This window comes from Myxococcus sp. CA056 (assembly GCF_013336715.1).
Classification (GTDB): Bacteria; Myxococcota; Myxococcia; order Myxococcales; family Myxococcaceae; genus Myxococcus; species Myxococcus llanfairpwllgwyngyllgogerychwyrndrobwllllantysiliogogogochensis.
In genome coordinates, this window is the sequence record NZ_JABUMT010000003.1 from 157,206 (window position 1) to 181,928 (window position 24,723).

18 protein-coding genes are annotated in these 24,723 nt (G+C 69.7%); 4 read left to right on the forward strand and 14 right to left on the reverse strand.

Features of this window, described 5'->3' with window-relative positions:
- Nucleotides 1-165: 165 nt before the first annotated feature.
- Nucleotides 166-1,260: a vWA domain-containing protein gene (locus tag HUA76_RS15175; protein ID WP_174461280.1), complete on the reverse strand. Its 1,095-nt coding sequence runs from the start codon at nt 1,258-1,260 to the stop codon at nt 166-168.
- A 208-nt stretch (nt 1,261-1,468) separates the two neighbouring features.
- Here HUA76_RS15175 and dgcN point away from each other — a divergent pair, with 208 nt between their 5' ends.
- The 3 genes from dgcN to HUA76_RS15190 all read left to right on the forward strand — a co-directional run bounded on the left by dgcN (nt 1,469) and on the right by HUA76_RS15190 (nt 5,738).
- Nucleotides 1,469-2,485 (forward strand): N-acetyltransferase DgcN, encoded by a 1,017-nt coding sequence (dgcN, locus tag HUA76_RS15180; RefSeq protein WP_174461281.1) that lies wholly within the window; start codon nt 1,469-1,471, stop codon nt 2,483-2,485.
- A gap of 6 nt (nt 2,486-2,491) precedes the next feature.
- On the forward strand, nt 2,492-3,478 hold the full coding sequence (gene dgcA, locus HUA76_RS15185; RefSeq protein WP_174461282.1) for an N-acetyl-D-Glu racemase DgcA: 987 nt from the start codon (nt 2,492-2,494) through the stop codon (nt 3,476-3,478).
- Nucleotides 3,479-3,896: 418 nt separating this feature from the next.
- Complete coding sequence (locus tag HUA76_RS15190) at nt 3,897-5,738, forward strand: DNA mismatch repair protein MutS (RefSeq protein WP_174461283.1); 1,842 nt, start codon at nt 3,897-3,899, stop codon at nt 5,736-5,738.
- A 103-nt stretch (nt 5,739-5,841) separates the two neighbouring features.
- Here HUA76_RS15190 and HUA76_RS15195 read toward each other — a convergent pair whose 3' ends face one another.
- Together HUA76_RS15195 and HUA76_RS15200 are read right to left on the reverse strand one after the other, a co-directional pair.
- Nucleotides 5,842-7,014: a thiolase family protein gene (locus tag HUA76_RS15195; RefSeq protein WP_174461284.1), complete on the reverse strand. Its 1,173-nt coding sequence runs from the start codon at nt 7,012-7,014 to the stop codon at nt 5,842-5,844.
- Nucleotides 7,015-7,091: 77 nt separating this feature from the next.
- Nucleotides 7,092-9,482: a 3-hydroxyacyl-CoA dehydrogenase/enoyl-CoA hydratase family protein gene (locus tag HUA76_RS15200; RefSeq protein WP_174461285.1), complete on the reverse strand. Its 2,391-nt coding sequence runs from the start codon at nt 9,480-9,482 to the stop codon at nt 7,092-7,094.
- A 125-nt stretch (nt 9,483-9,607) separates the two neighbouring features.
- Between HUA76_RS15200 and HUA76_RS15205 the strand changes: the two genes are divergently transcribed.
- The gene (locus tag HUA76_RS15205) at nt 9,608-11,362 is read left to right on the forward strand and encodes a M1 family metallopeptidase (RefSeq protein WP_174461286.1); all 1,755 of its coding nucleotides are present in this window, start codon (nt 9,608-9,610) and stop codon (nt 11,360-11,362) included.
- 30 nt (nt 11,363-11,392) lie between these two features.
- Here HUA76_RS15205 and HUA76_RS15210 read toward each other — a convergent pair whose 3' ends face one another.
- The 11 genes from HUA76_RS15210 to HUA76_RS15260 form a co-directional block, all read right to left on the reverse strand.
- Nucleotides 11,393-12,274, reverse strand: a complete 882-nt coding sequence (locus HUA76_RS15210; protein WP_174461287.1) for a site-specific DNA-methyltransferase — start codon at nt 12,272-12,274, stop codon at nt 11,393-11,395.
- A gap of 212 nt (nt 12,275-12,486) precedes the next feature.
- Nucleotides 12,487-12,765, reverse strand: coding sequence for a 50S ribosomal protein L31 (rpmE, locus tag HUA76_RS15215; protein ID WP_141643888.1), 279 nt, complete (start codon nt 12,763-12,765; stop codon nt 12,487-12,489).
- Nucleotides 12,766-12,874: 109 nt separating this feature from the next.
- The gene (locus tag HUA76_RS15220) at nt 12,875-13,810 is read right to left on the reverse strand and encodes a 5'-nucleotidase (RefSeq protein WP_174461288.1); all 936 of its coding nucleotides are present in this window, start codon (nt 13,808-13,810) and stop codon (nt 12,875-12,877) included.
- Nucleotides 13,811-13,888: 78 nt separating this feature from the next.
- A complete protein-coding gene (locus HUA76_RS46065) occupies nt 13,889-14,020 on the reverse strand; it encodes a hypothetical protein (RefSeq protein ID WP_256433693.1) in 132 nt (43 codons plus the stop codon).
- Nucleotides 14,017-14,862, reverse strand: a complete 846-nt coding sequence (locus HUA76_RS15225; protein ID WP_174461289.1) for a tetratricopeptide repeat protein — start codon at nt 14,860-14,862, stop codon at nt 14,017-14,019. The genes HUA76_RS46065 and HUA76_RS15225 overlap by 4 nt, the downstream gene beginning before the upstream one ends.
- An 83-nt stretch (nt 14,863-14,945) precedes the next feature.
- Nucleotides 14,946-16,685: a CheR family methyltransferase gene (locus HUA76_RS15235; protein ID WP_371823479.1), complete on the reverse strand. Its 1,740-nt coding sequence runs from the start codon at nt 16,683-16,685 to the stop codon at nt 14,946-14,948.
- Nucleotides 16,686-16,722: 37 nt separating this feature from the next.
- Nucleotides 16,723-17,781, reverse strand: a complete 1,059-nt coding sequence (gene cheB / locus HUA76_RS15240; RefSeq protein ID WP_141643885.1) for a chemotaxis-specific protein-glutamate methyltransferase CheB — start codon at nt 17,779-17,781, stop codon at nt 16,723-16,725.
- Between the two features lie 79 nt (nt 17,782-17,860).
- Nucleotides 17,861-20,749, reverse strand: a complete 2,889-nt coding sequence (locus tag HUA76_RS15245; RefSeq protein ID WP_174461290.1) for a response regulator — start codon at nt 20,747-20,749, stop codon at nt 17,861-17,863.
- A complete protein-coding gene (locus HUA76_RS15250) occupies nt 20,746-22,563 on the reverse strand; it encodes a methyl-accepting chemotaxis protein (protein ID WP_141643883.1) in 1,818 nt (605 codons plus the stop codon). The genes HUA76_RS15245 and HUA76_RS15250 overlap by 4 nt, the downstream gene beginning before the upstream one ends.
- Nucleotides 22,560-24,350, reverse strand: coding sequence for a methyl-accepting chemotaxis protein (locus HUA76_RS15255; RefSeq protein ID WP_141643882.1), 1,791 nt, complete (start codon nt 24,348-24,350; stop codon nt 22,560-22,562). Before HUA76_RS15255 ends, HUA76_RS15250 begins: the two co-directional genes overlap by 4 nt.
- Complete coding sequence (locus HUA76_RS15260; protein ID WP_174453437.1) at nt 24,347-24,721, reverse strand: protein CrdC; 375 nt, start codon at nt 24,719-24,721, stop codon at nt 24,347-24,349. The genes HUA76_RS15255 and HUA76_RS15260 overlap by 4 nt, the downstream gene beginning before the upstream one ends.
- Between the last annotated feature and the right edge of the window lie 2 nt (nt 24,722-24,723).

Consider the following 24,723-nt stretch of genomic DNA (forward strand, 5'->3'; position numbering starts at 1 on the left):
CGACGTGGTGCCACCTCTTCAACCCTTGGGTCGGGCGCTCCATGGCACATGAAACATCCGCTCATGGAGTTCATCACGTGACCAACAGTCGACACGCACGCAACGAGAACCCCAGGCCGTTGACGCTGTTGTCTCCTTCGCCCTCGGCCCGTTTCGCCGAAGCGCTCAGGCCGCGAGGGACTTGGCCCCGTCCCAGTCCTCCACCTCGTAGAGGAACTTCGAGCCCTTCACGAGCTTGCGATTCGCCGAGGTGCTCTGCACGAAGACGACGTACTTCTCCAGGCTGGCGGGACGGATGCGCACCGTCTCCCCCGGCGGCAGCCCGAGCATCTCCCGCGCCCGCTCGCCGCTGTAGAAGTCACCCGTCTTGCGGTCCATCAGCACCACTTCCTTGTGGCCCTGGATGGTCTCCGTCTTGGTGAACTCGTAGAAGCCCCGTCCCGTCTTGAAGCCCAGCCCGTTCTCCTGGACGAAGGCCTTGATGGGCATGTCATCGTCCACCTCCAGCGACTGGAACCGGCCGGGAGCCACGGCGCGCAGGTCCGTCTCCGCGTAATCCGACGACGTCTTTCGCTGGAGCATGGTGCTGAACATGGCGTTCAGCCCGCGGCTCATCCGCCCCTCCTTCGCGACCTCCGTCTCGTAGGCCTGGAGCCGCGCGTCGGACGACTGTTTGTAACAGACGGCCAGCAGCATGTCGGTGACGTGCGCGAACTGGTCCAGGCTCAGATGGAAGCCGCCCGACTTCTCCGCCAGCTCCTTGTAGAACGGCGTCGCATGGCGCCGCGCCAGCGCCTGCACCCCGTACACCGGGACGCCCATCCTACCCAGCGCGTCCACTTCCTTGCGCCAGTCCAGGCGCTTCGGGTTGTCCGACGGCGCATGCGGCACGTCATCACCAATCAGCACGAAGGCCCGCGTGTAGCCCACCGTCCATGACAGGGATTGCGCTTCATGGAGCACCAACTCATAGCACTCCGGCGCGTCACCGCCGCCCGTCTGCCCCACCTTGTCCACGAACCGCACCACGGCCTTCGCATCGTCCGTGAGGTCCAGAATCTTCGTCACGTACGTCGAGCGCGCGTCGCAGTAGTCGCCGTGCGCGATGACGCCGATGCGGATGCCCGGAATCTCCTTCATCAATCGGGACACGGTGCCATGCAGCTTCTTTCGCACCTGCGCGAGACACGGATACATGCTGCCGGTGGTGTCGAAGCTGAAGACAATCTCGACGCGATTATCAATCACTGACGCGGCCATTTTTGGTTCCCCTCGTGTGCGGCGACGGAGAGAAGAATACGGGGTGGGTCTGACATTTTCGGGCCTCCCGGAGGGCCTACGCGTGGGGTGGTTCCAAGGGGTTGGAAGAACCCCTCCCAGCAGGCTTCAGCGATGTCCTTGCGGGCATGTCGGGGGCGTGCTGAAAAGCCTCGCCACAGCCCCAGACCGGGGCGCGGGGAGGACCTTGGTGGAGATCCAGAAGCCCTACCTGTTGTTCCTGGGGGATGTACCCGACCAGCTCGCGGCGAAGACGGCCCACGGCATCGTCGACTGGCGGCCCGAGTGGTGCGTGGGCCAACTCCGACTGCCGGGCTGCGGGGCGGACTGCGGCCTGACGGACCTGGACATCGCCCAGGCCAGGGCCCGGGGCGCCCAGACGCTCATCGTCGGCGTGGCCAACGCGGGCGGCGTGCTCCCCGAGCACTGGGTGAGCAAGCTGGTGGAGGCCCTGGACGCGGGAATGGACGTCGCCACGGGGTTGCACAAGCGCCTGGCCTCCTTCCCCGCCATCGCCGAGGCCGCCGCGCGCAATGGCCGCAAGCTGCACGACGTGCGCATCCCCGACATGGACTTCGCCACCGGCAAGGGCACGAAGCGCCAGGGATTGCGCCTGCTGACTGTGGGCACGGATTGCTCGGTGGGAAAGAAGTACACGGCGCTCGCGCTGGAGAAGGAGATGCGCGCCCGGGGACTCAAGGCGGACTTCCGCGCCACGGGACAGACGGGCATCTTCATCTCCGGCCGGGGTGTGGCCATCGACGCGGTGGTGTCTGACTTCGTCGCGGGAGCGGCGGAATGGCTGTCACCCGCCAATGACGCGGACCACTGGGACCTGGTGGAAGGCCAGGGCTCGCTGTTCCATCCCTCGTTCGCGGGCGTGACGCTCGGTCTGCTGCACGGTGCGCAGCCCGACTCCTTCATCGTCTGCCACGAGCCCACCCGTACGAAGATGCGCGGCGTCCAGCACGCCCTGCCCTCCATCCAGGCCGTCATCGACCGCACGGTGCTGGAGGGGCAGCTCACGAACCCGGGCATCCAGTGCACCGGGCTCGCCATCAACACCGAGCACCTGGAGGAGAAGGACGCCCTCGCGCTGCTGGAGCGGACGGGCCGCGAGTACGGCCTGCCCTGTGTCGACCCCATCCGCACCGGTGTCGGCCCGCTGGTCGACGAGCTGGTGCGCCGCTTCCCGGCGAAGGGCTGACCGCGCATGCGCAAGCTCACCGTCAAGCACGAGAGCTGGCCCATCGCGGGCAGCTTCACCATCTCCCGAGGCTCGAAGACCATCGCCGAAGTGGTGGTCGTCACGCTGGAGGAAGACGGCGCCGTGGGGCGCGGCGAGTGTGTCCCTTACGGTCGCTATGGGGAGACGGTCGACGGCGTGCTGCGGGCACTGGAAGCCGCGCGTCCGCGCATCGAGGGCGGGCTGGGACGCGACGAAGTCCCGGAGGCGCTGGAGCCGAGGGCCGCGCGCAACGCGCTGGACTGCGCGCTGTGGGACCTGGAGGCGAAGAAGGCCGGCAAGCCCATCTGGGAGCTGCTCGGCATGTCGGAGCCCCAGCCGCTGGTCACCGCATACACACTGAGCCTGGACACCGCCGAGGCCATGGGCCGGTCCGCCGAGAAGTCCGCGCACCGGCCACTGCTCAAGGTGAAGCTGGGACGCGGGAGCGAGGGTGACATCGAGCGACTGCGCGCCATCCGCCTCGGAGCGCCGGCCAGTCGCCTCATCGTGGACGCCAACGAGGGCTGGAAGCCCGACGAGCTCCCGTCACTGCTCGCGGCCTGCGCCGAGCTGGGCGTGGTGATGGTGGAGCAGCCGCTGCCCGCGTCGGATGACGAGGCCCTGCGAGGCCTGCGGCGCCCCGTGGCCGTCTGCGCCGACGAGTCCGCGCACGACAGGCATGGGCTGGCCACCCTCGTGGGCAAGTACGACGCCCTCAACATCAAGCTCGACAAGACGGGAGGGCTCACCGAGGCCCTGGCCCTGGCGCGCGACGCACGCGGGCACGGGCTTCAGCTCATGGTCGGCTGCATGGTGGCGACCTCCCTGTCCATGGCCCCGGCCGCCCTGGTGGCCCAAGGCGCGGAGGTGGTGGACCTGGACGGCCCTCTGCTGCTCGCGAAGGACCGAGAGCCGGGCATCCGCTTCGAGGGCAACACCCTCTTCTGGCCGCCTCGCGAACTCTGGGGCTGACCCGCCATCGCGGGCCTCGTGGCGGTTACGCGTCGCGCGACATCGAGCCACGGCACACCGGTGGAGGAACCGACGTTTCCTCCACCGGTGCCGCCCACGCGGGGAACGACCCTTGGTCGCGAGTGTCCTCGCCAGGGACGGGTTCGACATGGACGCGAAACTCTCGGGGACGCCCTCCCGCCGGTTCAACGCCGAGGTGAACCGCCGGGATGGCCTCGGACCGTTCTACGTCGTTGGACCCCCACCCTCCGCTGACTCATGAAGCACCCGCCCCGGAGGGCCTCGCCTCTGGCCTGCTCACCAGAGGCCACCTCCTCCTCTGGCAACGAGTCCGGGCGCACCTCCGTCATCCCGACACCATCTGAAGACAGGCGGCCCTTGCCCTGAACGGGCCGGAAGCACAGCATGCGCGGCCACAGTGTCCGCGAACGCCCCGAGCCCGAATCCCCACCACACGTACACCGAGCGCCGTGCCGCCGCTGAGGCGGAGCTGGCCGCCCTGGACCGCGTCAGCGCCCGCTACGCCAACCTGCGCACCCTGGCCTTCCTCGTCGCGGCCGTCGTCTCGGGGCTCATCGTCACGGGCAGACTGCCCAAGACCTGGTGGTGGGGCACGGTGGCCGCCGTCGTCGTCTACGGCCTCCTCGCGGTCCTCCACCACCAGATCTTCCGCCGCGAGGCGCGTCAGCGGCTGTACGTCACGCTCAACGAGCGGGGCCTCGCGCGCCTGGGCCACGGCTGGCACGAGTTCACCGAGCGCGGCGAACGCTTCGCCTCCCCCGCCCACCTCTACACGCCGGACCTGGACGTCTTCGGACAGGGCAGCCTCTTCCAGCTCCTGAACGAGACGGCCACCCGCGCGGGCGAGGAGCGACTCGCCGCGTGGCTGTCAGCGCCTGCTCCGGTGGACGTGGTGCAAGCACGTCAGGGCGCGGCGCGTGAGCTGGCACCGCTCGTGGACTTCCGACAGGACCTCTGCGTGGAAGCGCGCACGGTGGCGAAGGAGAAGGCCGACCCGAGCCTCTTCATCCAGTGGTCGGAAGCCGGGCCCGCGCTGGACTCCATCCGCTGGTCCCTCCCGCTCGCCATCATCCTGCCGCCGGTGACGCTGACGCTCTTCATCCTGGGCGAAGTCGGCGTGCTGCCCGGCTCCTCGGTGTGGGCGGGACTTGCCGCGCAGCTCGCGGTGGCCGTGGCCACCCGTCGCACGCTGCGGAAGATGGACGAGGGCGTGGAGAAGGGCGAACAGGGCTTCGTCCGCTACGCGCCCATCTTCGAGCGCGTGGAGGGCCAGCGCTTCGAGCATCCCCTCCTGCGTCAGCTCCAGTCCGGACTCCAGCAGCAGGGAGAGCAGCCCGTCTCGAAGCACTTCCAGCGCTTCAGCCGGCTGTTCTCGCTCATCGAGTTCAAGCGGCACCAGTTCCACCCGCTGGTGCACTGGCTCACGCTCTGGGACATCCATGCGCTGTTCGCACTGGAGCGCTGGCGCGCGAAGCATGGCACGCGGGTGCGGCACTGGTTCGAAGCGCTCGCGGAGATGGAGGCCCTCTCCTGCGTGGCGGGCCTCGCGCATGACCGACCCGCCTTCGCCTGGCCCACGCTGGAAGCGACGGGGCCCCTCGTCGAGGCGAAGGTCATGGGCCATCCGCTGCTGGATGCCCCCGTGCCCAATGACGTGTCCCTGCCGGGCCCCAGGGAGGCACTGCTCATCACCGGCTCCAACATGAGCGGCAAGACGACCCTGATGCGAGCGCTGGGCACCAACGCGGTGCTGGCGCTCGCCGGAGCGCCGGTGTCCGCGGCGTCGTTCCGCCTGTCTCCGCTGCATGTGCTCACCAGCATGCGGGTGAAGGACTCGCTGGAGCGCGGCGTGTCGTACTTCTACGCGGAGGTGCAGCGCATCAAGGCCGTGCTGGACGCGGCGCGCGCGGCGAACGGGCAGGCGCTGTTCCTGCTCGACGAAATCCTCCTCGGCACCAACACGCGAGAGCGGCAGCTCGCCTCGCGCGAGGTGCTCCGGCTGCTGCTGTCCACCGGGGCCTCGGGCGCGGTGACGACGCACGACTTGTCGCTGACGTCGCTGGCGGAAGAGACGCGTGACGCGCACGTCCGCAACGTCCACTTCAGGGACCACCTGGAGGCGGGGGAGATGGTGTTCGACTACAAGCTGCGCGAGGGCGTGGTGGACACGACCAACGCGCTGCGAGTCCTGCGCCTCGCCGGTGTCCCCGTGGACGACCCCGAAGCCCCCGTCTCCTGACGTCGAGCATGAAGGGCCGGCGCCTGGCCGAGCCCCGCAACGACACGGGCCCCGGGAAGGACTTCCCCGGGGCCCGCGAACTTTCAGTCGGTGAAGCGGGCGACTACTTCGCCAGCTCGATGAGCGCCGCGGCGCCCATGCCGCCGCCGATGCACATGGTGACGACGCCGTAGCGGCCGTTGCGGCGCTTCAGCTCGCGCAGAATCGTCGCGACCAGACGCGCACCGGACACGCCCAGCGGGTGGCCCAGGGCGATGGCTCCGCCGTTCGGGTTCACCTTGTCCATGGGGATGCCCAGCTCACGGATGCAGTACAGCGCCTGCGGAGCGAAGGCCTCGTTCAGCTCGAAGACGTCGATGTCCTTCACTTCGAGCTTGTTCTTCGCCAGCAGCTTGCGCACCGCCGGAACCGGGCCGATGCCCATGACTTCCGGGGCCACACCGGCGACGGCGAAGTCCACGAAGTAGCCCAGCGGCTTGACGCCCAGCTCCTTCGCCTTCTCCTCGCTCATCACCACCGCCGCCGCCGCGCCGTCCGTCAGCGGCGACGCGTTGCCGGCCGTCACCACACCCTTGGCGTTGAACGCCGGGCGCAGCTTGCCCAGGCCCTCCGCCGTCGTCTCCGGACGCAGGATGGTGTCCACGGACACCGTCACCGTCTGCGCCTTGCCCTCCTCGTCGTAGACGGTGGTGGTGACGGGGACGATTTCCTCGGCGAACTTGCCCGTCTCCCGCGCGGAGGCCGCGCGGCGCTGGCTCTCCGCGGCGAACTTGTCGGAGTCCTCACGCGACACGTTGTGACGGGAGGCGATGTTCTCCGCCGTCACACCCATGGACGAGTAGATCTCCGGGTGGTTCGCCATGATGTCCGGGTTGGCGCTGACCTTGTTTCCGCCCATGGGCACCATCGTCATCGACTCGGTACCACCGCCGATGCCGACCTGGATGTGCCCCGCCTGGATGGCCGCGGCAATCTGGGCAATCGCCTGCGTCCCGGAGGAACAGAAGCGGTTGATGGTCATCGCCGGTACTTCCACCGGCAGCCCCGCCAGGAGCGTGGCCTGACGCGCCACGTTCATCCCCTGCTCGGCTTCCGGCATGGCACAGCCCAGGACGACGTCTTCCACGTCCGACGGCTTGAGGCCAGGGACCTGGGCAACGGCTTCCTTGATGGCGATGGCGGCCAGCGTATCCGGCCGCGTGTCCTTGAACTCTCCCTTGTGCGCGCGGGTGAACGGCGTGCGGACCGCGCTGGCAATCACGACTCGACCAGGCATCTTGATGTCTCCTTGCCCGGGGAGCACCCGGGCATGCAGCGAAATTTATGTCGTAGCCAATGGATACCGGCCGGCCGTCAATTCCGCAGCGGCTTGCCCTTCTCGATCATGAACGTCAGGCGGTCCTGGGTCTTCTCCTCGCCGCACAGGCTCAGGAAGGCCTCGGCCTCCAGCTCCAGCAGTTTCTCCTCGGTGACGAGCGCCGAGGTGCTGGTGTCGCCGCCAGTGAGCACGCGCGCCAGCTTCTGACCAATCTTGCGGTCGTGCGCGCTGACCTGCCCGTTCATCTCCATGTCGTACAGCATCATGTCGATGGTGGCGTAGCCGCTGGGGCCGCCCAGGCGGAAGCGCGTGGGACGCGGCGCGCGGAAGCCCGCGTCCGCCATGCCCAGCACCCGAGCCTTCGCGTCCGACAGCAGGAAGTCCCGGTTGGCGCTGATGCCGTCCGTCAGGGACAGGAAGCCCAGCTCCCGCGCCTCCTCGGCGCTGGTGGCGACCTTCGCCGTACCGATGGCCAGGAACACCTTCTTGAGGAAGGGCAGCGGATCGAAATCCTTGTCCGTGGAGTACGCGCCGTAGACGTTGCGGAGCAGCTGCATGTTGCCGCCGCCGCCGGGGATGAGGCCCACGCCGACCTCGACGAGGCCCATGTACAGCTCCGCGCTCGCCTGCACCGCGTTGCCGCCCATCGTCACCTCGGAGCCACCGCCCAGGGTGAGGTTGAAGGGCGCCGTCACCACCGGCACCGGGCTGTAGCGCATGCGCTGATTCACCGCCTGGAAGCCGGTGACGAGCTTGCGGATATCCTCGTACTGGCCGCTCTTCGCCGCCCACACCAGCGCGACGATGTTGGCTCCCGCGGAGAAGTTGGAGCCGTCGTTGCCGATGACCAGGCCCTTGAAGTTCTTCTCCGTCTCGTCCAGCGCCGTGTTCATCATCTCGATGATCTGGTCATCGATGGAGTTCATCTTCGTGTGGAACTCCAGCAGCGTGGCGCCGTCGCCCAGGTCCCACAGGGTGGCGGAGTCGTTGCCGGCCACCTTCTTGTTGCCGCGCTTGAGGTACTCCACGCGCTGCGTGCGGGCGTTCTCCGGCACCACCTTCACGGACTTCGTGGGGATGTCCCAGTACGTGTCCTTGCCGCCCTCCACGCCGTAGAAGGACTCGCGGCCCGCGGCCACCATGTCCTCCACCCACTTCGCCGGCTTGAGGCCCAGCTCCTTCATCCGCGCCAGGCCCTTCTTCACGCCGTACGCGTCCCAGACCTCGAAGGGACCCAAATCCCAACCGAAGCCCCAGCGCACGCCACGGTCCACGTTGACCACGTCGTCGGCAATCTCGGGGATGCGGCGGCTGGTGTACGCCAACACGTCCAGCGTCACCTGCTCGGCGAACTTCGCGGCCTTGTCCGTGCCGTTCAGCACGACGGCGACGCGCTCCTTGACGTTCTCGACTTCGCGGGCGGCGCCCAGCGACTCGAAGCGCACCTTGCCCTGCGCGCGGTACTCCAGCGTCTTCAGGTCCAGCGCGAGGATTTCCTTCCCGCCGCTGCTCTTGTCCTTCTTGTAGAAGCCGCCGCCGCTCTTGTCGCCGAGCATGCCCTTCTCCACCATCTTCTGGAGGAAGCCGGGGATGGCGAAGACCTCACGCTCCTCGTCCTGCGTCAGCGTGTCGTAACAGTTCTTCGACACGTGGACGAAGGTGTCCAGACCGACGATGTCCGCGGTGCGGAACACGGCCGACTTGGGGCGGCCCATGGCCGGACCGAAAATCTTGTCCACCTCTTCGATGGACAGCTCCGCGGGGCCCATGGCGGCGATGGTCCGCATCATCCCGTACACGCCGATGCGGTTCGCGATGAAGTTGGTGGTGTCCTTGCCGTAGACGATGCCCTTGCCGAGCACTTCCTCGCCAAAGCGGTGGATGGTCTTCATCACCGCCGGGTCCGTCTCCGTGCCGGCGACCAGCTCCAACAGCTTCATGTAGCGGACGGGGTTGAAGAAGTGCGTGACGAGGAAGTTCTTCTTGAACGCCGCGCCCCGGCCCTGCGTCATCCCGACAATCGACATGCCGGAGGTGTTGGAGGAGATGATGGCGTCCTTGCGGGCGTGCTTCTCCACCTTCTCGAAGAGGGCCTGCTTGACGGTCAGGTCCTCCTTCACGACTTCGATGACCCAATCGCAGTCGGCGATCTTCGCCATGTCGTCATCGAAGTTGCCCACCTCGATGGCGGTGAACACCTGCTCGGACATGATGGGGCTGGGCTTCTGCTTGCGCATGTTGGCCAGCGCCCCGAGGGCGAACTTGTTGCGGAAGGCCTTGGTCGAAGTGTCTTCGCCCGGTGCGGCCTTCGGCGGAACGATGTCCAGGAGGAGCGCGCGCACGCCCGAGTTGGCCAGATGGGCGGCGATGCCGCTGCCCATCACTCCGGCGCCCAGCACAGCTACCTTGCGGATCCGCGTCGTCATTGGAAGAGGCTCCCTTGAGGGAAGAAGGGACTGCACAAATGTAGGCGATTGACCCGAAAGTCAATCTGTTCGGAAGGTGGGAGCACTCGCCATGGGTCGTCCCAAGGACTACAAACCGGACCTCCATGGCTCGCCCCGACCCGCACTCCTACAACGACAGCACGCAGCCTGAGACGGAAACCCTGGACTGGAAGGCTCGCGTCGACTTCCGGACCCACCGCCTGCACGCGGAGGCCACCCTGACGCTGAAGGAAGCGTCCGCGGGTCCGCTGGACCTGGACACGCGGGATTTGGAGATTCTCAGAGTCGTAGACGGCAATGGTCGCCCCTTGCCCTACATGCTCGCCCCACCGGAGCCGATTCTGGGCAGCCGGCTGAGGGTGGAGCTGCCCTCGGGGGTGAGACAGCTCACGGTGCACTACCGCACCTCGCCCACGGCGAGCGCGCTGCAGTGGCTGACGCCCTCGCAGACGGCGGGCGGGCAGCACCCATTCCTGTACAGCCAATGCCAGGCCATCCACGCGCGCAGCGTGGTGCCGCTGCAGGACACGCCTCGCATCCGCATCCGCTACCGCGCGTCGCTGCGAGTGCCCAAGGCGCTCAAGGCCGTCATGGCGGCCAGCTTCGTGCGCCGCGAGGAGCACGGCGTGGAGGCGGAGGAGCACTACGAGATGCCGCAGCCGGTGCCTCCATATCTCCTGGCCTTCGCGGTGGGCAGCCTGGCGCCCAAGGAGCTGGGCCCCCGCTCGCGCGTATGGGCGGAGCCGGAGCTGCTGGAGGACGCGGCCGAGGAGTTCTCCGGCGTGGACGACATGCTGCGCGCCGCCGAGTCGCTCTTCGGGCCGTACGACTGGGAGCGGTTCGATTTGCTCACCATGCCTCCGTCCTTTCCGTACGGCGGCATGGAGAACCCGAGGCTGACGTTCCTCACGCCCACGCTGATTGCCGGGGACAAGAGCCTGGTCAACGTGGTGGCGCACGAGCTGGCGCACTCGTGGACCGGCAACCTCGTGACGAATGCGTCCGCGGAGCACTTCTGGCTCAACGAGGGCTTCACCGTCTTCGCCGAGCGCCGCATCCTGGAGGCGCTGGCGGGGCCGGAGGTCGCCGCGCTGAACGCGGCCCTGGGGCGGCGGGCGCTGGACGAGGCGCTGCACCACTTCCGCGAGCACCCGCACCTGACGGCGCTGCGCACGCACCTGACGGGCGTGGACCCGGATGAGGCCTTCTCCCAGATTCCGTACGAGAAGGGCTACCTGTTCCTCCGGGCCATGGAGGACGCCGTGGGGCGCGAGGCCTTCGACGGCTTCCTGCGCCGCTATCTGGCCACGTACCGCTTCCGCGCCCTCACCACCGAGGAGTTCATCGCCTTCACCGAGCGGGAGCTGCCCGGGGTGCTGGCGAAGGTCGACGCGGAGGCCTATCTGCAGCGGCCCGGCGTGCCCGCGAGCGCGCCCTCGCCGCGCTCCAGCCGGCTGGAGGCCCTGCAGCGCGCCCGGGGCACGGTGCCGTCGGTGGAGGCGGCCAAGGACTGGACGCCCGCGGAGTGGCAGCTCTTCCTGGAGTGGATGCCCTCGGACGCGCCCAGGGACTTGTTCCGTCAGCTCGACGAGCGCTTCGCCTTCACGCGCAGCCGTAACTCGGAGGTGCTGGTGGCGTGGCTGGTGGCGGCGCTGCGCGCGGGCTGGGGGCCGGCGGTGGGGCGCACCGAGGCGTTCCTGGGCGAGGTGGGGCGCATGAAGTACCTCAAGCCCCTGTACGGCGTGCTCGCCGCGTCCCGGGAGCACCGGGCCCTGGCGCGCTCGCTCTTCAAGCAGTACGGGGAGCGCTACCACCCCATCGCCCGTCAGGGCGTGGAGCTCATCCTGTCCCGCGCCTGAGAAGCGGCGCGGGGACTCGCGGCACGGGGACTACTTCGCCGACTGCGCCACGAGGCGCTTCTCGGCGAGGTCCAGGTACTTCTCATCCATGTCGATGCCCACGTAGCGGCGGCCCAGCTTGAGGGCCGCCACGCCCGTGGTGCCGCTGCCGTTGAAGGGGTCCAGAATCAGCGCGTCCTCGGGGGTGCTCGCCTCGATGATGCGCTCCAGCAGGGCCACGGGCTTCTGCGTGGGGTGGCTGCCGAAGGCCTTCTCCTCGCCGCCGCGCGGGACGGTGAGCGTCCACAGGCGGCCCTCGCCGTCGGCGGTGACTTCCGCGTCGCCAGAGGGAGGAAGCGCCCAGGCGTCACGCATCTGCTTGCCGCCGTTGTCCGCCTTCATCTTCGAGTAGTTGAAGACGTGCTGGAGCTTGCCGCCCGACTTCGGGGAGGCCCAGATGAGCAACTCCGTCGAGTGGGTGAAGTAGCGGCACGCCAGGTTGGGGCTGGCGTTGGGCTTGAACCAGGTGACGGTGTTGAGCAGCTTGTAGCCGAGCTTCTGCATGGCGAAGCCGGCGTTGAAGATGACGTGCTGCGTGCCGCTCACCCAGAGGGTGCCGGTGGGCTTGAGCAACCGCTGGCAGGCGGCGAGCCACTCGGTGGTGAAAGCGTGGTCCTCTTCCACCCCGCGCGACACATCCCAGCCACCCTTCGCCACCGACACGCGCTTGCCACCCTTGCAGGTGGTGCCGCCGTTGGAGAGGAAGTACGGCGGGTCCGCGAAAATCATGTCGAACGTCTGGGGCTCGAACTGCTTCAGGAGCTCCAGGCTGTCCCCTCGCAGGAGCGTCCAGGCGTCGCCCTTCGCGTGCACGCTCTCGTTGAGGGAGCGCCGGACAACCTTCAGGTTTGGGGCAGCAGCTTCCGCGAACATCACGCCTCCGTCGGACTCTTCGTCGTGGGACGCGGCGGAATGTGCCTCAACAGGCTGCTACAGCAATTTTCTGACCTGTAGCACCCTGAAACTTGACGAGCGACTCAAGTCGTAGAAACACCGCGAGCAGGGCGGGAGCGCCTCTCATGGAGGCTCTCCGACACCCTGCTCGACGGTGCTGCTTCAGTGGCTACGAAGCGCGACGGCCCGACTCAGGCCTTGGCCTTCTTGGCCTTGGCGACGGGGACCGCGATGTTGCCCTCGACAGGAGCAGCGTCGGCGCCCTTCGTGGGGTTCGCGGCGTACTTCTTCTTGAAGCGGTCGATGCGACCGGCCGTGTCGATGAGCTTGTACTTGCCCGTGAAGAAGGGGTGGCAGTTCGAGCAGATTTCCACCGAGAACGAGCCGCGGGTGGAGTGGGTCTCGACGACGTTGCCACAGGCACAGGTGATGCGGGACGGCGGATAGACGGGGTGCAGTTCCGGCTTCATGACGCTCTCCAAGGTGCCTTGCCCCCAACCGCCAACGGCTGGGAGGTCCGACACTGTAATGGCCGGCGCTTATAACGGCGCGCCGACCGGGGCACAAGATCCGCCCGGGCTAGTGGGCCGCCGAGCCCGGAGGCTCGATGCGTTCCACCGCTTTCTGAACGGCCGGGTCCGCCGGCACGTCGCTCCCAAGCTGGATGTACGACAATAGATGCGTCCGGGCCGCGGGCGTTGCGCCCCCCGCCACCGTCTTTTCCAGCGCCGTGCGCCGGGCTTCCAGGCTGGCGACCGCTGACTCGAGCGAGCGCTTCTGGACCTCGTCGGTGGACTTCGCGAGCCGCTCCCTGGCCTTGGCCAGGTTGGTCTCGACGATTCGCAGGCCGTCCCGGGTGCGAGCCACCTCGGAGTTGTCCACGAACCGGCCGGGGCCGCTGATGGACAGCTCCAGCTTCGCCAACTGCCGCCCCCGGTCTCCCGGCGGGACAATGGTGGTCATCGCCATGCGCTGGGGGATGCCGGAGCCCCGGCCTTCGTGGGACTGCATCACGAAGTCCACGCCCTCCACCTCGTTGGCCAGCTTGAGCACCTCGTCGTAGGGCACGGCGGCGAGCAGCACCACCAGGTCCACGCGCTCCTTCTGACGCAGCCGCGTCGCCTCGGCGGCCACGGCGGGAGCCACCGGAAGGCCCTGCCGCATCACCCCGGCGGCCTTGCCCTGGGCCAGCGGCTCCATGGGCTCGGGCTGGGTTGTCGCCGGGGAGGCGCCCACCACGCCGACCTTGAGCCCGCCGACCTCCACCACCGTGGAGGCGGGGAACAGAAGCGTGCCCTTCGCGTCCACGAGGTTCGCCGACAAGAGCTTCAGCTTCGACTTGCGCGTCTGCTTGCGCAGGAAGTCCACGCCGAGGTTGAGGTCTCGCGCGCCCACGGCCATGGCGGTGGTGCCCTGCGCGTCCATCTGCGCGAGCAACAGCTCCGCGCGTGCGCGTGCGTCCGGAGCGCCGCCGCTGTCCCGGCTCCTGAAGAGCGCGTTGCCCGCGTCCAACACGAGGACCGGTACGCCCTTGGCGCGCTCCTGCTCTATCGTGACTTTTCTTCTGGCCAGACCGCCAGACGGGTTGTGTCGTCAACCACAGGGGGCGATTTCGCCCCCATTGTCTCCGGTGAAGAGCAGCACCAACTGCTTGGGCGCCGCGCCCGCGACAAAGGGCACGAGAAGGAGCGCCAGCGCGGCGAGCCGCAGGGGACGGAAGCTCACTTCTTGCCGCCCTTCTTGGCGGGGGCCTTCGCCTTGTCCAGCTCGGCGATGCGCTCCTTGGCCGTCTTGGCCGCGGAGGCCTTGGGGTAGCTCTTCACCAGCTCCTCGAGCGCCATCCGCGACTCGTCCTTCATCTTGAGCTGGGCGAAACACTCGGAGGAGCGCAGGTAGGCGTCCGGCGCGGACGGCGTCTTCGGGTGGTCCTGCACCACCTTGCCGTACTCGAAGAGGGCCTCGCGGCACTTGGACTCGGTGAAGTACGTCTCACCCAGGCCGTAGTGTGCCTCGCCCACGAGCGGGTCCTTGGTCCACTTCTTCAGCAGCTCGGTGAAGAGCTGGCGCGCCACGAGGACTTCGCCGGCCTTCGCCCGCTCCTGCGCGAGCGCGAGGAAGTCCTTGGGGTTGGTGGGACGCTGGAGCTCCTCGGCCTTCTTCTTGGCCTCGGCCTCCTTCACGGCGGCCGTGCCCTGCAGGGCGAGCAGCTTCTGGTCCTGGGCGCCGAGGGCCGTCTCCAGCTCGGTGATTTTGTGGAGGTAGGTCTCCACCTGGCCTCGCAGCTGGGACAGGTCCTCCATCGTCTTCTGGAGCTGGACGCCGATGTCCGCGTCCTTGCGGCGCGCGGCGGTGTCCAGGCCATCCAGGGCCTTGGTGACCTCGGCGACCTTCTCGTCGATTTTCGGCAGGGTGGCGGCGAGCTGCTCGCGCGCCTCCTTCAGCTCCGCCTGCATCTGCGCGGAGTCGGTGCCGAGCCGGTCGACCTTCGCCTCGAGGGCGCGGCCACGGTCAGCGGGATAGAAGCAACCAGGGAGCGCCAGCAGCGCGAGCAGGACGAGCCTTCGCATGGGGCCGGCATCTTACGGCCAAATCGGCGCTTCGTCCGGACTTCTCGCAATGCCCTGGCATCCCGGCCCGGCCGCCTGCCCTGTCAGCGACTGCCGCCGAGGGGGGACAGGCGTCCGGCGGCGTGTGCGCAGGCCACGCGGAGCCGGCCGGGGTTGAGGAAGAAGGGGACCGTGCGGGCCCTGCCTTCCTCCAGGGATTCGAGGGCCCGGCGGTACTCGACGGCGGCCTCCAGGGGGCGACGGCACTGCTCCAGGAGCAGCCCCAGCAGGTAGCGCGCGGCGGCGTGGTCCGGGTCCAGCGAGAGGCAACGGCGCAAGTCCCGCTCCGCCACCGCGTCGGAGACACCCGAGGCGGCTCCGTCGAGGACACAGGCGAAGAGCAGATCGGCCTCGACGGAGGCTGGCGAGGGCAGTGCAGTGACACGGCTGGCGTCGAGGGGATTCGAGGGCTCCCGACCCGCTCCCGACGCGGACGTCCGTCCCGAGTCGAGAGGGCTCGACGGCTCGCGGCCCGCTCCCGACGCCGACGAGCGCCCCGCGTCGCTTGGATTCGCAGGCTCCCGGCTTGCTCCCGACGCGGACGTCCGTCCCGAGTCGAGGGGGCTCGACGGCTCGCGGCCCACTCCCGACGCCGTAGCACGACCCAAGTCGAGGGGGCTCGACGGCTCCCGGCCCGCTTTCGAAGAGCGCCCCGCGTCGCTGGGATTCGCAGGCTCCCGGCCTGCTCCCGACGCCAAAGAGCGCCCCGCGTCGCCGGGATTCGCAGGCGCGCGGCCTGCTCCCGACGCCAAAGGGCGCCCCGCGTCGCTGGGATTCGAGGGCTCCCGGCCCACTCTCGACGCCGAGGCCCGACCCACCTCGATGGGAATCAACGATGCTCGGCTCGCTCCCGACGCCGAGATCCGGCCGGAATCCCGTGCGCCCGACAGCGCTGCGCCCTCGGCCGCCGATGACCGGCCTGGAACACCAGGGGCCGCGGCCTTTCCGAGGAAAGCCACCGGGACCTCGTTGCCAGGATGCGGCGCACCCTGCCCTGCTCCGGATTCTTCGACACGGACGTGAAAGAAGGCCGCCGCCGTGCGCTCCACCCGCAGCGTCGGAGGCACCTGGAGCAACGGCTCCGACGCGGACAGCACCAGCGTCCCCCCGGGCGCGAGGCTGCCAGCCAGCGTCGCCACCGTCCGGTGGAACGACTCCACCGTGAAGTAGATGAGGACGTTGCGGCAGAAGATGACGTCGAAGCGCCCCTCGCCCACCGGCCGGGGATAGGGCACGTCCATCAGGTTGTGGACCTGGAAGCTGGCACGCTCACGCAGCGCCGACACCAGCGCCAGCCTCGAGCCCATGGGCACGAAGTAGCGCTCACGCAGCCCCGCGGGCACCCGGCGCAGATGCTCCGGAGCGAACGAGAGCGCGCACGCCCTCCGCAGCGCCGCCTCGGAGATGTCCGTCCCCAACACCGTGCTGCCAGGGCTCGCGCCTGCCTCCGCCAGGAGGACGAGCAGCGTGGCCACTTCCTCGCCCGTGGAGCAGCCCGCGCTCCAGATTCGGAGCGGCCGTCCCCCCGCGCGCGCCACCAGCGGCGCCAGTACCCGCTCCCGGAAGTCGGTGAGCTGGACCTCGTCTCGGAAGAGGTCCGTCTTGTTCACCACCACCGCGGAGATGAGCCCCTCCAGCTCCGCCGCGCCCGACGGAGACTTGAGGAAGGCCAGGTACTGGTGCGGCGTCAGCCCACGACACCGCTCCACCAGCCGATCATCCAGGCGGCGAATCTGAGGTCCGCTCAAGGCCATGCCCGTACGCGCCGTGAGGAAGGCGCGCACGGAAGCCCATGGCGCGCCCGGAGCACGCACTGGCGGCTCAGCGCCCCACTGCGAGCGACTCACCCCGGGCCAGTCGCGCCAGCGTGGCGGCGACTTCGTCCCCATGGATGAGGTGGTCCACCGCCTTGCGCTCCACCGCCGCGCCGGGCATGCCGAACACCACGCAGGACTCCTCGTTCTGCGCGAGCGTCAACCCTCCCGCCTGACGGATGGCCAGGAGCCCCTCCGCGCCGTCCGCGCCCATGCCCGTCAGCACCAACCCCACCGCACGGCGGCCGTAGGTCCTGGCCGCGCTCTCCAGCAGTGTCGTCCCGGACGGCATGTGCCCGTCCCGCTCCACGCCCGCCTTGAGCGCCACGCGCCCCCGGAAGGGAATCATGGTGTGCAACCCCGGCGGGGCGATGAGCACGTGCCCCGGCATCAGCGGCTCACCGTCCTGCGCCAGCCGCACCTTCAACCGGCTCGTGTTGCCCAGCCACCCCGCCAACGACTCCGCGAAGGCGGCGTTGATGTGCTGGACGATGACGATGGGCGCCGGGAAGTCCGGCGGCAACTCGGAGAGCATCCGGTACAGCACCTGCGGCCCACCCGTGCTCGCGGCCACCACCACCACGCCCATGGACACCGCGGGCAACACCGACGTCGTCACCCGAGGAGGGGTGATGTTCCCCTTCTGGGAGCGCCGCAGGTGGCGGATGACGCGCACCGAGGAGAGCAGCTTGATTTCCCGCACCAGGTTCCACGCCTCGGGGCCGGCGTCGATGGCGGGCTTGATTTGCAGCGCGAGCGCGCCCAGCTCCAGCGCGCGGTACGTCAGCTCCGGCGCCTGCGAGCGCGGGTCGGCCGTCAGCACCAGGATGGGGGTGGGGCACTCGGCCATGATGTGCTCGGTGGCCGTCAACCCGTCCATGACGGGCATGTCCACGTCCATGGTGATGACGTGAGGGCGCAGCTCCTTGGTCATCTCCACGGCCTGCTTGCCGTCCGCGCAGGAACCGACGACCTCGATGTCGGGGTCCTTGCTCAGCGCCTCGCAGATGAGCTGTCGGCAGATGAGTGAGTCATCGACCACCAGCACCGACACTTTCTTGCCCATGCCCTGTCCATACCCCGTACGCGAGGTGGCGAGTATAGCCAATGCTCGCCCTGTCCTCAGGAGGTTGAGAGGGGACCCTTCAGGACAAGAGCCGGCCCACCACATCCACCAGGTCCTGGCGCACCAGATCTCCCTTGGTGATGTAGCCGTCCGCCCCGGCCGCCAGCCCACGCCGCCGGTCCTCCTCGCCACCACGGGTGGTGAGGATGACGACGGGTAGCCGGGCCTGGGTGGGGTGCCCCTTCAGGCGCCGGGTCAGCTCCAGACCGTCCATCCCCGGCATCTCCAGGTCCGTCACGACGAGGTCCACCGACGCCCCTTCCAGGGCGTCCAGCGCGTCCGCACCGTCGGCGGCCATCACCGTGTCGTACCCCACGGCCTCCAGGAGGTTGGAGATGAGCTCCCGGGTGAGCGGCGAATCGTCCACGACGAGGATGCGGCGTCGCCGGGACTCAGCCCCGGGCACGGCCGAGCGGGGCAGCTTCAGGGGGGAGGTCCCATGCGCGCTGGCGGTGAGCCAGGCGGCGGACAGGACCATCGCGAGCCTCCCGTCCGCCAGGGACGTGGCCCCCGCCAGGTGGCCGAACCGGGCCAGCACGCCACGCAGGGGGAGGATGGCCTGGACACGCTCCTCCAGGACACGGTCCACCACGACGGCGGCGGCGCCGCTCTGGCTGCGCACCACCAGGACGAGTTCGCCCTCGCGCACCTCCCGCTCCGGAGCAAGGCCCAGGAGCGAGCCCAGGGAGGCCAGCGGGAGAACCCTGCCCTCCACCAGCAGCGAGGGCCGGCCGGCCACCTCGCACAGGTGCACGGGCTCCACCTTGAGCGCTCGCGAGACGTGGGTGGCGCTCAGCGCGAGCGTCTCCTGGCCCACCTGGACGAAGAGCAGCGGAGCCACGGTGAGGGAGACGGGGACGCGCAGCTCGAAGATGGTGCCCCACCCTGGCGCGGACTCCACGCCCACGTCGCCGCCCAACCCCTGGATGGAGGCGCGCACGGCATCGAGCCCCACGCCCCGACCGGACACGTCGGTGACGACCTCGCGCGAGGTGAAGCCGGACAGGAAGATGAGCTCGCGAGCCGCGGCATCCGACAGCGCGTTGGCGGCGCTCTCGTCCAGGGTGCCCCGGCGCACGGCGACCCGGCGCAGCTCGGCGGGGTCCAGGCCCAGGCCGTCGTCCTCGACACGAAGGATGATGCGGCTGCCCTCTCGCGCGGCGCGCAGCGTGAGACAGCCTCGAGGGTGCTTGCCCGACGTCACCCGATCCACCCGCGTCTCCAGGCCGTGGTCCAGGGCGTTGCGCACCAGGTGCATCAGCGGCTCGCGCAGCGCCTCCACCACGGCCCGGTCCGCGCGCGTGTCCTCTCCGTCGACGACGAGTTCCACTTCCTTGCCCAGGGCGCGCGACAGGTCGCGGACCATGCGCGGGTAGGGCTCGAAGAGGACGGACAGCGGCAGCATCCGCAGGCCCTGCACCTCCTCCACCACGAGGCCCAGGTCTCGGAGTTCCTCGTTGGACAGGAGCTTGGACTCGCGATGGAGGTCGGCGGCCAGCTCCTTGGCCGTGCCCAGACGGGCCACCAGGGCCACCGCCGCCGGGCCCAGGTCCTCCGCCGCGCGGGCCAGTTGCCCGAGCTCCCGGGCCAGGGCCAGCCGCCGAGCGTTGGCGCGCTCACGTCGCCGCGCCACCTGGGCCAGGTTGGTCACCGCGCTCGTCAACAGGTCCAGGCTGGCCACATCGATGCGCACCGCGTCCATGCGCGTCTCGGGCTGACGGGACACCGCCGTGGCACCGCCTTGCTGCCCTCCAGCGGGAACAGGAGCGCGAGTTCCCGTGCTGGATGAAGTCGCCGGCGAGGCCGTCAGCAAGGCCCCCGCGCCGGGACCGGCCCGAGGAGGGCTCGCGGCGGGAGCACCCTCCGGACGGGGCACGGAAGGCCAGTTCCGTGCACGCGATGACGCAGACGTGCCGCCCGTCGGCAGCTGGGTTCCCGCCGTGGTCCGAGGCGGGCTCTCCATGGGCGCGCTACCACTGACCCGCCACATCCCCGTGCCCGAGCCACGCCGAGGAGCTCCCTCTCCGGAAGCGCCTCCTCCTACACGCTCCATTCCGCTGCCCGACTCGCCCCGCGCAGTCCCATCGACGGAAGCGCCGCCACCCACCCTGCCCATCCCGGTGCCCGTCGACTCGCTCCGAGGAGTCCCATCGAAGGACGCTCCTCCGACACGCCCCATCCCAGCGCCCGTTCCACTCCGAACAGCCTCATCGACGGAAGCGAAGGCACCGCCGCCGGCCCTTCCCACCCCAGTGCCCATCGACTCGCTTCGAGGAGTCCCATCGAAGGGCGCTCCTCCGACACGCCCCATCCCAGTGCTCGGAGACGATGTGTCGCGAGGTGCCCCAGGAGTCGCGACGCCCTTGCCCTCCGCGCCCCCCAGAAATGAACCCGCGGAGTTCGACTCGGAAGCCACGGCGGCGGCTCGAGCCAACGCGGCCAGCGACTCGCCCGCGTCGACTCGACGGGACACCGGGGACTCCTGCCTGGCGGCCTCCGTCGGGCTGCCCACGCCCGGCAGCCCATCCGCCTCCGCGCGAGTACACGTCTGGAGCCAGACCACGAGCCGCCCTACCTCGGGCGACGCCTCGGCCGAGGGCTGGGCACCCGATAGCACCAGCACCACGTCCGCGGCGCTGAGCAACGCGTCCGTGGAGTCGGCCGACAACGCATACCGCCGAGGCTCCGTGCAGCGGACCAGCTCCTCCATCTCGTGCACCAGCACGTTGATGTCGTCGAAGCCCATCATCCGGGCCTCGCCCTTGAGCCCGTGCAGCTCGCGCAGCGCGCCCCGTCCCGCCTCCACGCTCGCCCCCGCCTCCAGCTCCATGAGCGCCCGGTTGATGCGCTCCAGGCGCACCGTCACCAGGTCCCGGAACTGCCTGAGGAGGCGCTCGCTCGGGTTCACCCGCCCTCCTCCCGCAGCGTCTCCTGCCCAATCTGGAACCGCTCCACCACTTCCCGCAAGTCACGCGCCAGCACGAGCAGGTCCGTGTTCGCGCTGCTCACCTGCTTGGTGGCGTTGAGGCTCTGCTGGGTGATGCGCAGGATGTCCGCCATCGTCTCCGCGAGCTGGTCGGTGCCCGTCTGTTGCTGCTGCGTGGCCAGGGAGATGCTGCGCACCGCGTCCGACGTCTTCCCCGCGAGCTTCGTGATTTGCCGCAGCGACTCCGACACCTGCTGCGCCAGCGTCGTCCCCGTCTCCACCGCGCGCACGCCGCCTTCCGTGGCGGACACCGCCGCGGCCGAGGCCTCGCGGACCTCCTCGATGAGCCCCTCGATTTCCTTGGTCGACTCCAGCACGTTCTCCGCCAGCCGCCGCATCTCCGCGGCCACCAGCGAGAAGCCCCGGCCCACCTCCGCCGACTTGGTGCCCTCCAGCTCCGCGTTCAGCGCCAGCAGGTCCGACTTGTCGGCCACGCCGTTGATGAACTCGACAATCTTGCCAATCTGTTGGACGCGCTTGTTGAGCCGCACCACCGCGGAGGCGATGGCGCCGTTGTCCTGGCGCATCCGCTCCATCGACCCCAGGAACGACTCCGCGCTGCGCTGCCCCTGCTGCGCCGCCCCCAGCGTGCGCTGGGCAATCTGCGCCACCGAGCCCGCGTTCTCGGCGATTTGCCGCGCCGAGCGCGCCAGCTCCTCCGTCGTCGCGCTCGTCTGGTCCAGGGAGCTGGCCTGCTCCGCGGCCCCCATCTCGTAGCGCCCGGAGGTGGTGAGAATCTCCTCGGTGGTGGCGGAAATCTGCGCCCCGGCCCGCTGCAACTGCGACATCACGTCCGCCAGGTGCGCGCGCATGGTCGTGAAGGCGGCGGACACGTCCCAGATTTCATCCTCCGCCGGCACCACGCGCGGGCTCGCCAGGTCACCCTCGGCGATGCGCCGCGCCTCGCTCGACAGCTCTCGCAAAGGCCGCCCCAGCAGCGTGCCTCCCAGGTACGCCGTGGTGAGCGCCAGTCCGAAGACGAGCAGCACCAGCGGCCCTCCCGAGGCCAGTGCCTCCAGACGCAGCGCCGAGGCCAGCGCCGCCGTGGGCTCGCCATACGCCACCAACTGGGCCAGGGCCCGCTCCCCCAGCGCCGAGGAGAGCTGCACCGACAACACCGCCGGAGTCACCACGGAGATGAAGGCGAAGGCCACCAGTCGCGCGCGAATCTCCGCCCGCCGGGGCATGGCCGCGATGAGCTGCGAGTGCGTCATGCCCAGCTCCGCCAGCCACAGCACCACCTTGCGCGAGCGCAGGATGACCAGGCAGTGGACGAGCAGCGCCGTCAGCGGGCCGAACAACAGCCCCAGCCCCGCGATACGTCGGGACATGTCCATGTCCGCGCCCGCCAGCCCCCACAGCGAGGCCCCCAGGCCCACGGTGGTGAGCAGCCACAGCCCCAGCGAGCCCAGGAAGGCCTCGTCCGGCGCGCGCGTCACCTCCAGCACCGCCGCCTTCAGGGACTCCGGCGTCACGGGGACATCCCCGCGCTCCAGCCCGCGCAGGGTGCGCAGCCGGCCCAGCGCCGCCGCCGCGCCCACCGCCATCGCCACCCCGCACAACAATCCGCCCAGTTGGAGCAGCCACGACAGCCGCCCCTCCTCCGCCAGCGCATCGGAGAGCGTGAGCCGGGCGTAGTGCAGCCCGAGCGCCGCGCCCATGAGGTTGGCCAGCGGCACGGGGAGCATCAGGTGCCGGCTGAACGAGGCCCGCCGGGAGCCACCGCGCGCGCTCATGCGTCCTCCCCGGCCACGACGTGGAAGCGCTCCACCACGCGCTTGAGGTCCCTCGACAGGGTGGACAGGTCCGCGTTGGCCACCGCCATCTGCTTGGTGGCCGCCGAGTTCTGCTCGGTGACACGCAGGATGTCCCCCATGGCGGCGGCGAGCTGGTCGGTGCCCGTCTGCTGCTGCTGCGTGGCCAGGGAGATGCTGCGCACCGCATGGGACGTCTGCCTCGCCAGCTCCAGGATGAGGCTCAGACTCTCGTCCACCTCGGCCGCCAGCACCGTGCCCGCGTCCATCGCCTTCAGCCCCGCCTCGGTGGCCATCACCGCCGCATGGGTGGCGTCGCGAATCTCCGCGATGAGCTGCTCAATCGCCTTGGTGGACCGGATGACGTTCTCCGCCAGCCGCCGCATCTCCGCGGCCACCAGCGAGAAGCCCCGCCCCACCTCGCCCGCCTTGGTGCCCTCCAGCTCCGCGTTGAGCGCCAGCAGGTCCGACTTGTCGGCGATCTCGTTGATGAACTCCACCACCTTGCCAATCTGCTGCACGCGCTTGTTGAGCCGCACCACCGCGTCGGCGATGGCCTGGTTGTCCTGCTTCATGCGCTGCATGGCGCCCAGGAAGGCGGCGGCGCCCCGCTGGCCCGTCTGCGCGGCGGCGAACGTGGACTCGGCGATGGTGGACACCGACTCCGCGTTGCCGGCGATCTGCTGCGCCGAGCGCGCCAGCTCCTCCGTCGTCGCGCTCGTCACGTTGAGCGAGCTGGCCTGCTCGTCCGCGCCCGACTCCTGCTCGCCGGACGTAGCGACGAGCTGCTCCGTCGTAGTGGAAATCTGGAGGCCCGCGCGCCGAAGCTGGGTGAGCGCCTGCCCGAGCTGCGCCTGCATCTGCGCGAAGGCGGCGGACGTGGCCCACACCTCGTCCTCGGCGGCGATGACCCGAGGGGGGCGCAGGTCGCCCTGGGCGATACGGGTGGCGTCCTCGGTGATGGCGCGCAGGGGCGCCGCGATGACCGTGCCGCCCAGGTGCGCCGTCAGCAGCACGAGGATGGCGACGAGCCCCGCTACCGCCAGCCCCCGCCCGTCATCCGCCCGCCGCAGCGCCGCGTCCTGCTCCAGCGGCGAGCGGGCCAGCACCACGTCATCCATGGCGCGCAGGGTGCGGGTGACGGTGGCGTCGAGGATGAACAGCGACGGCGTGAGCACCGCGATGGCGGTGAAGAGCACCATGCGGCGGCGGATGTGCAACCGCCGGGGCGGCGCCGTGGCCACCACCTCCAGCGGGGACAGGCCACGGGCCGCGATGAGCTCCACCGCCTCCCGGCAGCGACGCACCACCAGCAGGTAGATGAGCAGCGCCGTCAGCGAGCCCAGCGACGCACCGACGAGCAGGATGCGCGGCCCCAGCGACAGCGGCGCATCCGCCCAGGGAATGAAGACGAAGGCCACGACGACGGCGCCCACGAGCCAGCTCTGGAGGGCGAAGGAGAAGCACCGCTCGGGAAAACCCCGGGCCTCCAACAGCGCCGACTTCAGATGCTCCGGCGTGGCCTGCAGTTGCCCGGCCCCCACGGCATACAGCACCCGCAGCGAGCGCCTCGCGTGCTGCTGGATGAGCCACAGCGACAGCGCGGTGACGACGACGACGAGCACCAGGAAGCGCATCCAGGAAGCGACGGGAAGCGCATCCGTGAGCAGGCCGTGCAGCAGCGCCAGGGAGATGCCCAGGGTGCTGGCCGGCGCCACCGGACGCGCCAGCCACCGGGCCAGGCCCCGTAAGTCCGTGGGCGCCGTCATGCCGCCCCCCGGGCCACGCCCCGCAGGAAGCGCTCGAAGTCCGCCAGCCCCAACAACGGCCACAACACCCCACGCGCCAGCACGAAGCCCCGCAGACTGCCGCCCGAGGCATGCACCGTCACACAGGGCGCGGGCAGCACCGGATGCGACTCCGCGTCGATTTCGAGCGTGTCCACCCCTACCGCGCCGCCCGAAATCGCCACCAACACCCGGGTGGCACCGGCCGGCGCGTGGAAGGCCAGCCCGGCGGAGGCCGCGTCCGCCTCCTCGCCCGGCGAGGTGATGGACAGCACCTCATGCGCGGCGAAGGCGAGCCGATGCGGGCCCGCATGGCAGAACAACATGCCCCGGACGGGACTGGCTGGAGCCATGG

What these genes read in the sequence shown, in the direction of transcription:
- HUA76_RS15175 (WP_174461280.1), bottom strand. Translation starts at nt 1,260, where the DNA reads ATGGCCGCGTCAGTGATTGATAATCGCGTCGAGATTGTCTTCAGCTTC.
- dgcA (WP_174461282.1), top strand. Translation starts at nt 2,492, where the DNA reads ATGCGCAAGCTCACCGTCAAGCACGAGAGCTGGCCCATCGCGGGCAGC.
- HUA76_RS15195 (WP_174461284.1), bottom strand. Translation starts at nt 7,014, where the DNA reads ATGCCTGGTCGAGTCGTGATTGCCAGCGCGGTCCGCACGCCGTTCACC.
- HUA76_RS15200 (WP_174461285.1), bottom strand. Translation starts at nt 9,482, where the DNA reads ATGACGACGCGGATCCGCAAGGTAGCTGTGCTGGGCGCCGGAGTGATG.
- HUA76_RS15205 (WP_174461286.1), top strand. Translation starts at nt 9,608, where the DNA reads ATGGCTCGCCCCGACCCGCACTCCTACAACGACAGCACGCAGCCTGAG.
- HUA76_RS15210 (WP_174461287.1), bottom strand. Translation starts at nt 12,274, where the DNA reads ATGTTCGCGGAAGCTGCTGCCCCAAACCTGAAGGTTGTCCGGCGCTCC.
- rpmE (WP_141643888.1), bottom strand. Translation starts at nt 12,765, where the DNA reads ATGAAGCCGGAACTGCACCCCGTCTATCCGCCGTCCCGCATCACCTGT.
- HUA76_RS15225 (WP_174461289.1), bottom strand. Translation starts at nt 14,862, where the DNA reads ATGCGAAGGCTCGTCCTGCTCGCGCTGCTGGCGCTCCCTGGTTGCTTC.
- cheB (WP_141643885.1), bottom strand. Translation starts at nt 17,781, where the DNA reads ATGGGCAAGAAAGTGTCGGTGCTGGTGGTCGATGACTCACTCATCTGC.
- HUA76_RS15250 (WP_141643883.1), bottom strand. Translation starts at nt 22,563, where the DNA reads ATGAGCGCGCGCGGTGGCTCCCGGCGGGCCTCGTTCAGCCGGCACCTG.
- HUA76_RS15255 (WP_141643882.1), bottom strand. Translation starts at nt 24,350, where the DNA reads ATGACGGCGCCCACGGACTTACGGGGCCTGGCCCGGTGGCTGGCGCGT.
- HUA76_RS15260 (WP_174453437.1), bottom strand. Translation starts at nt 24,721, where the DNA reads ATGGCTCCAGCCAGTCCCGTCCGGGGCATGTTGTTCTGCCATGCGGGC.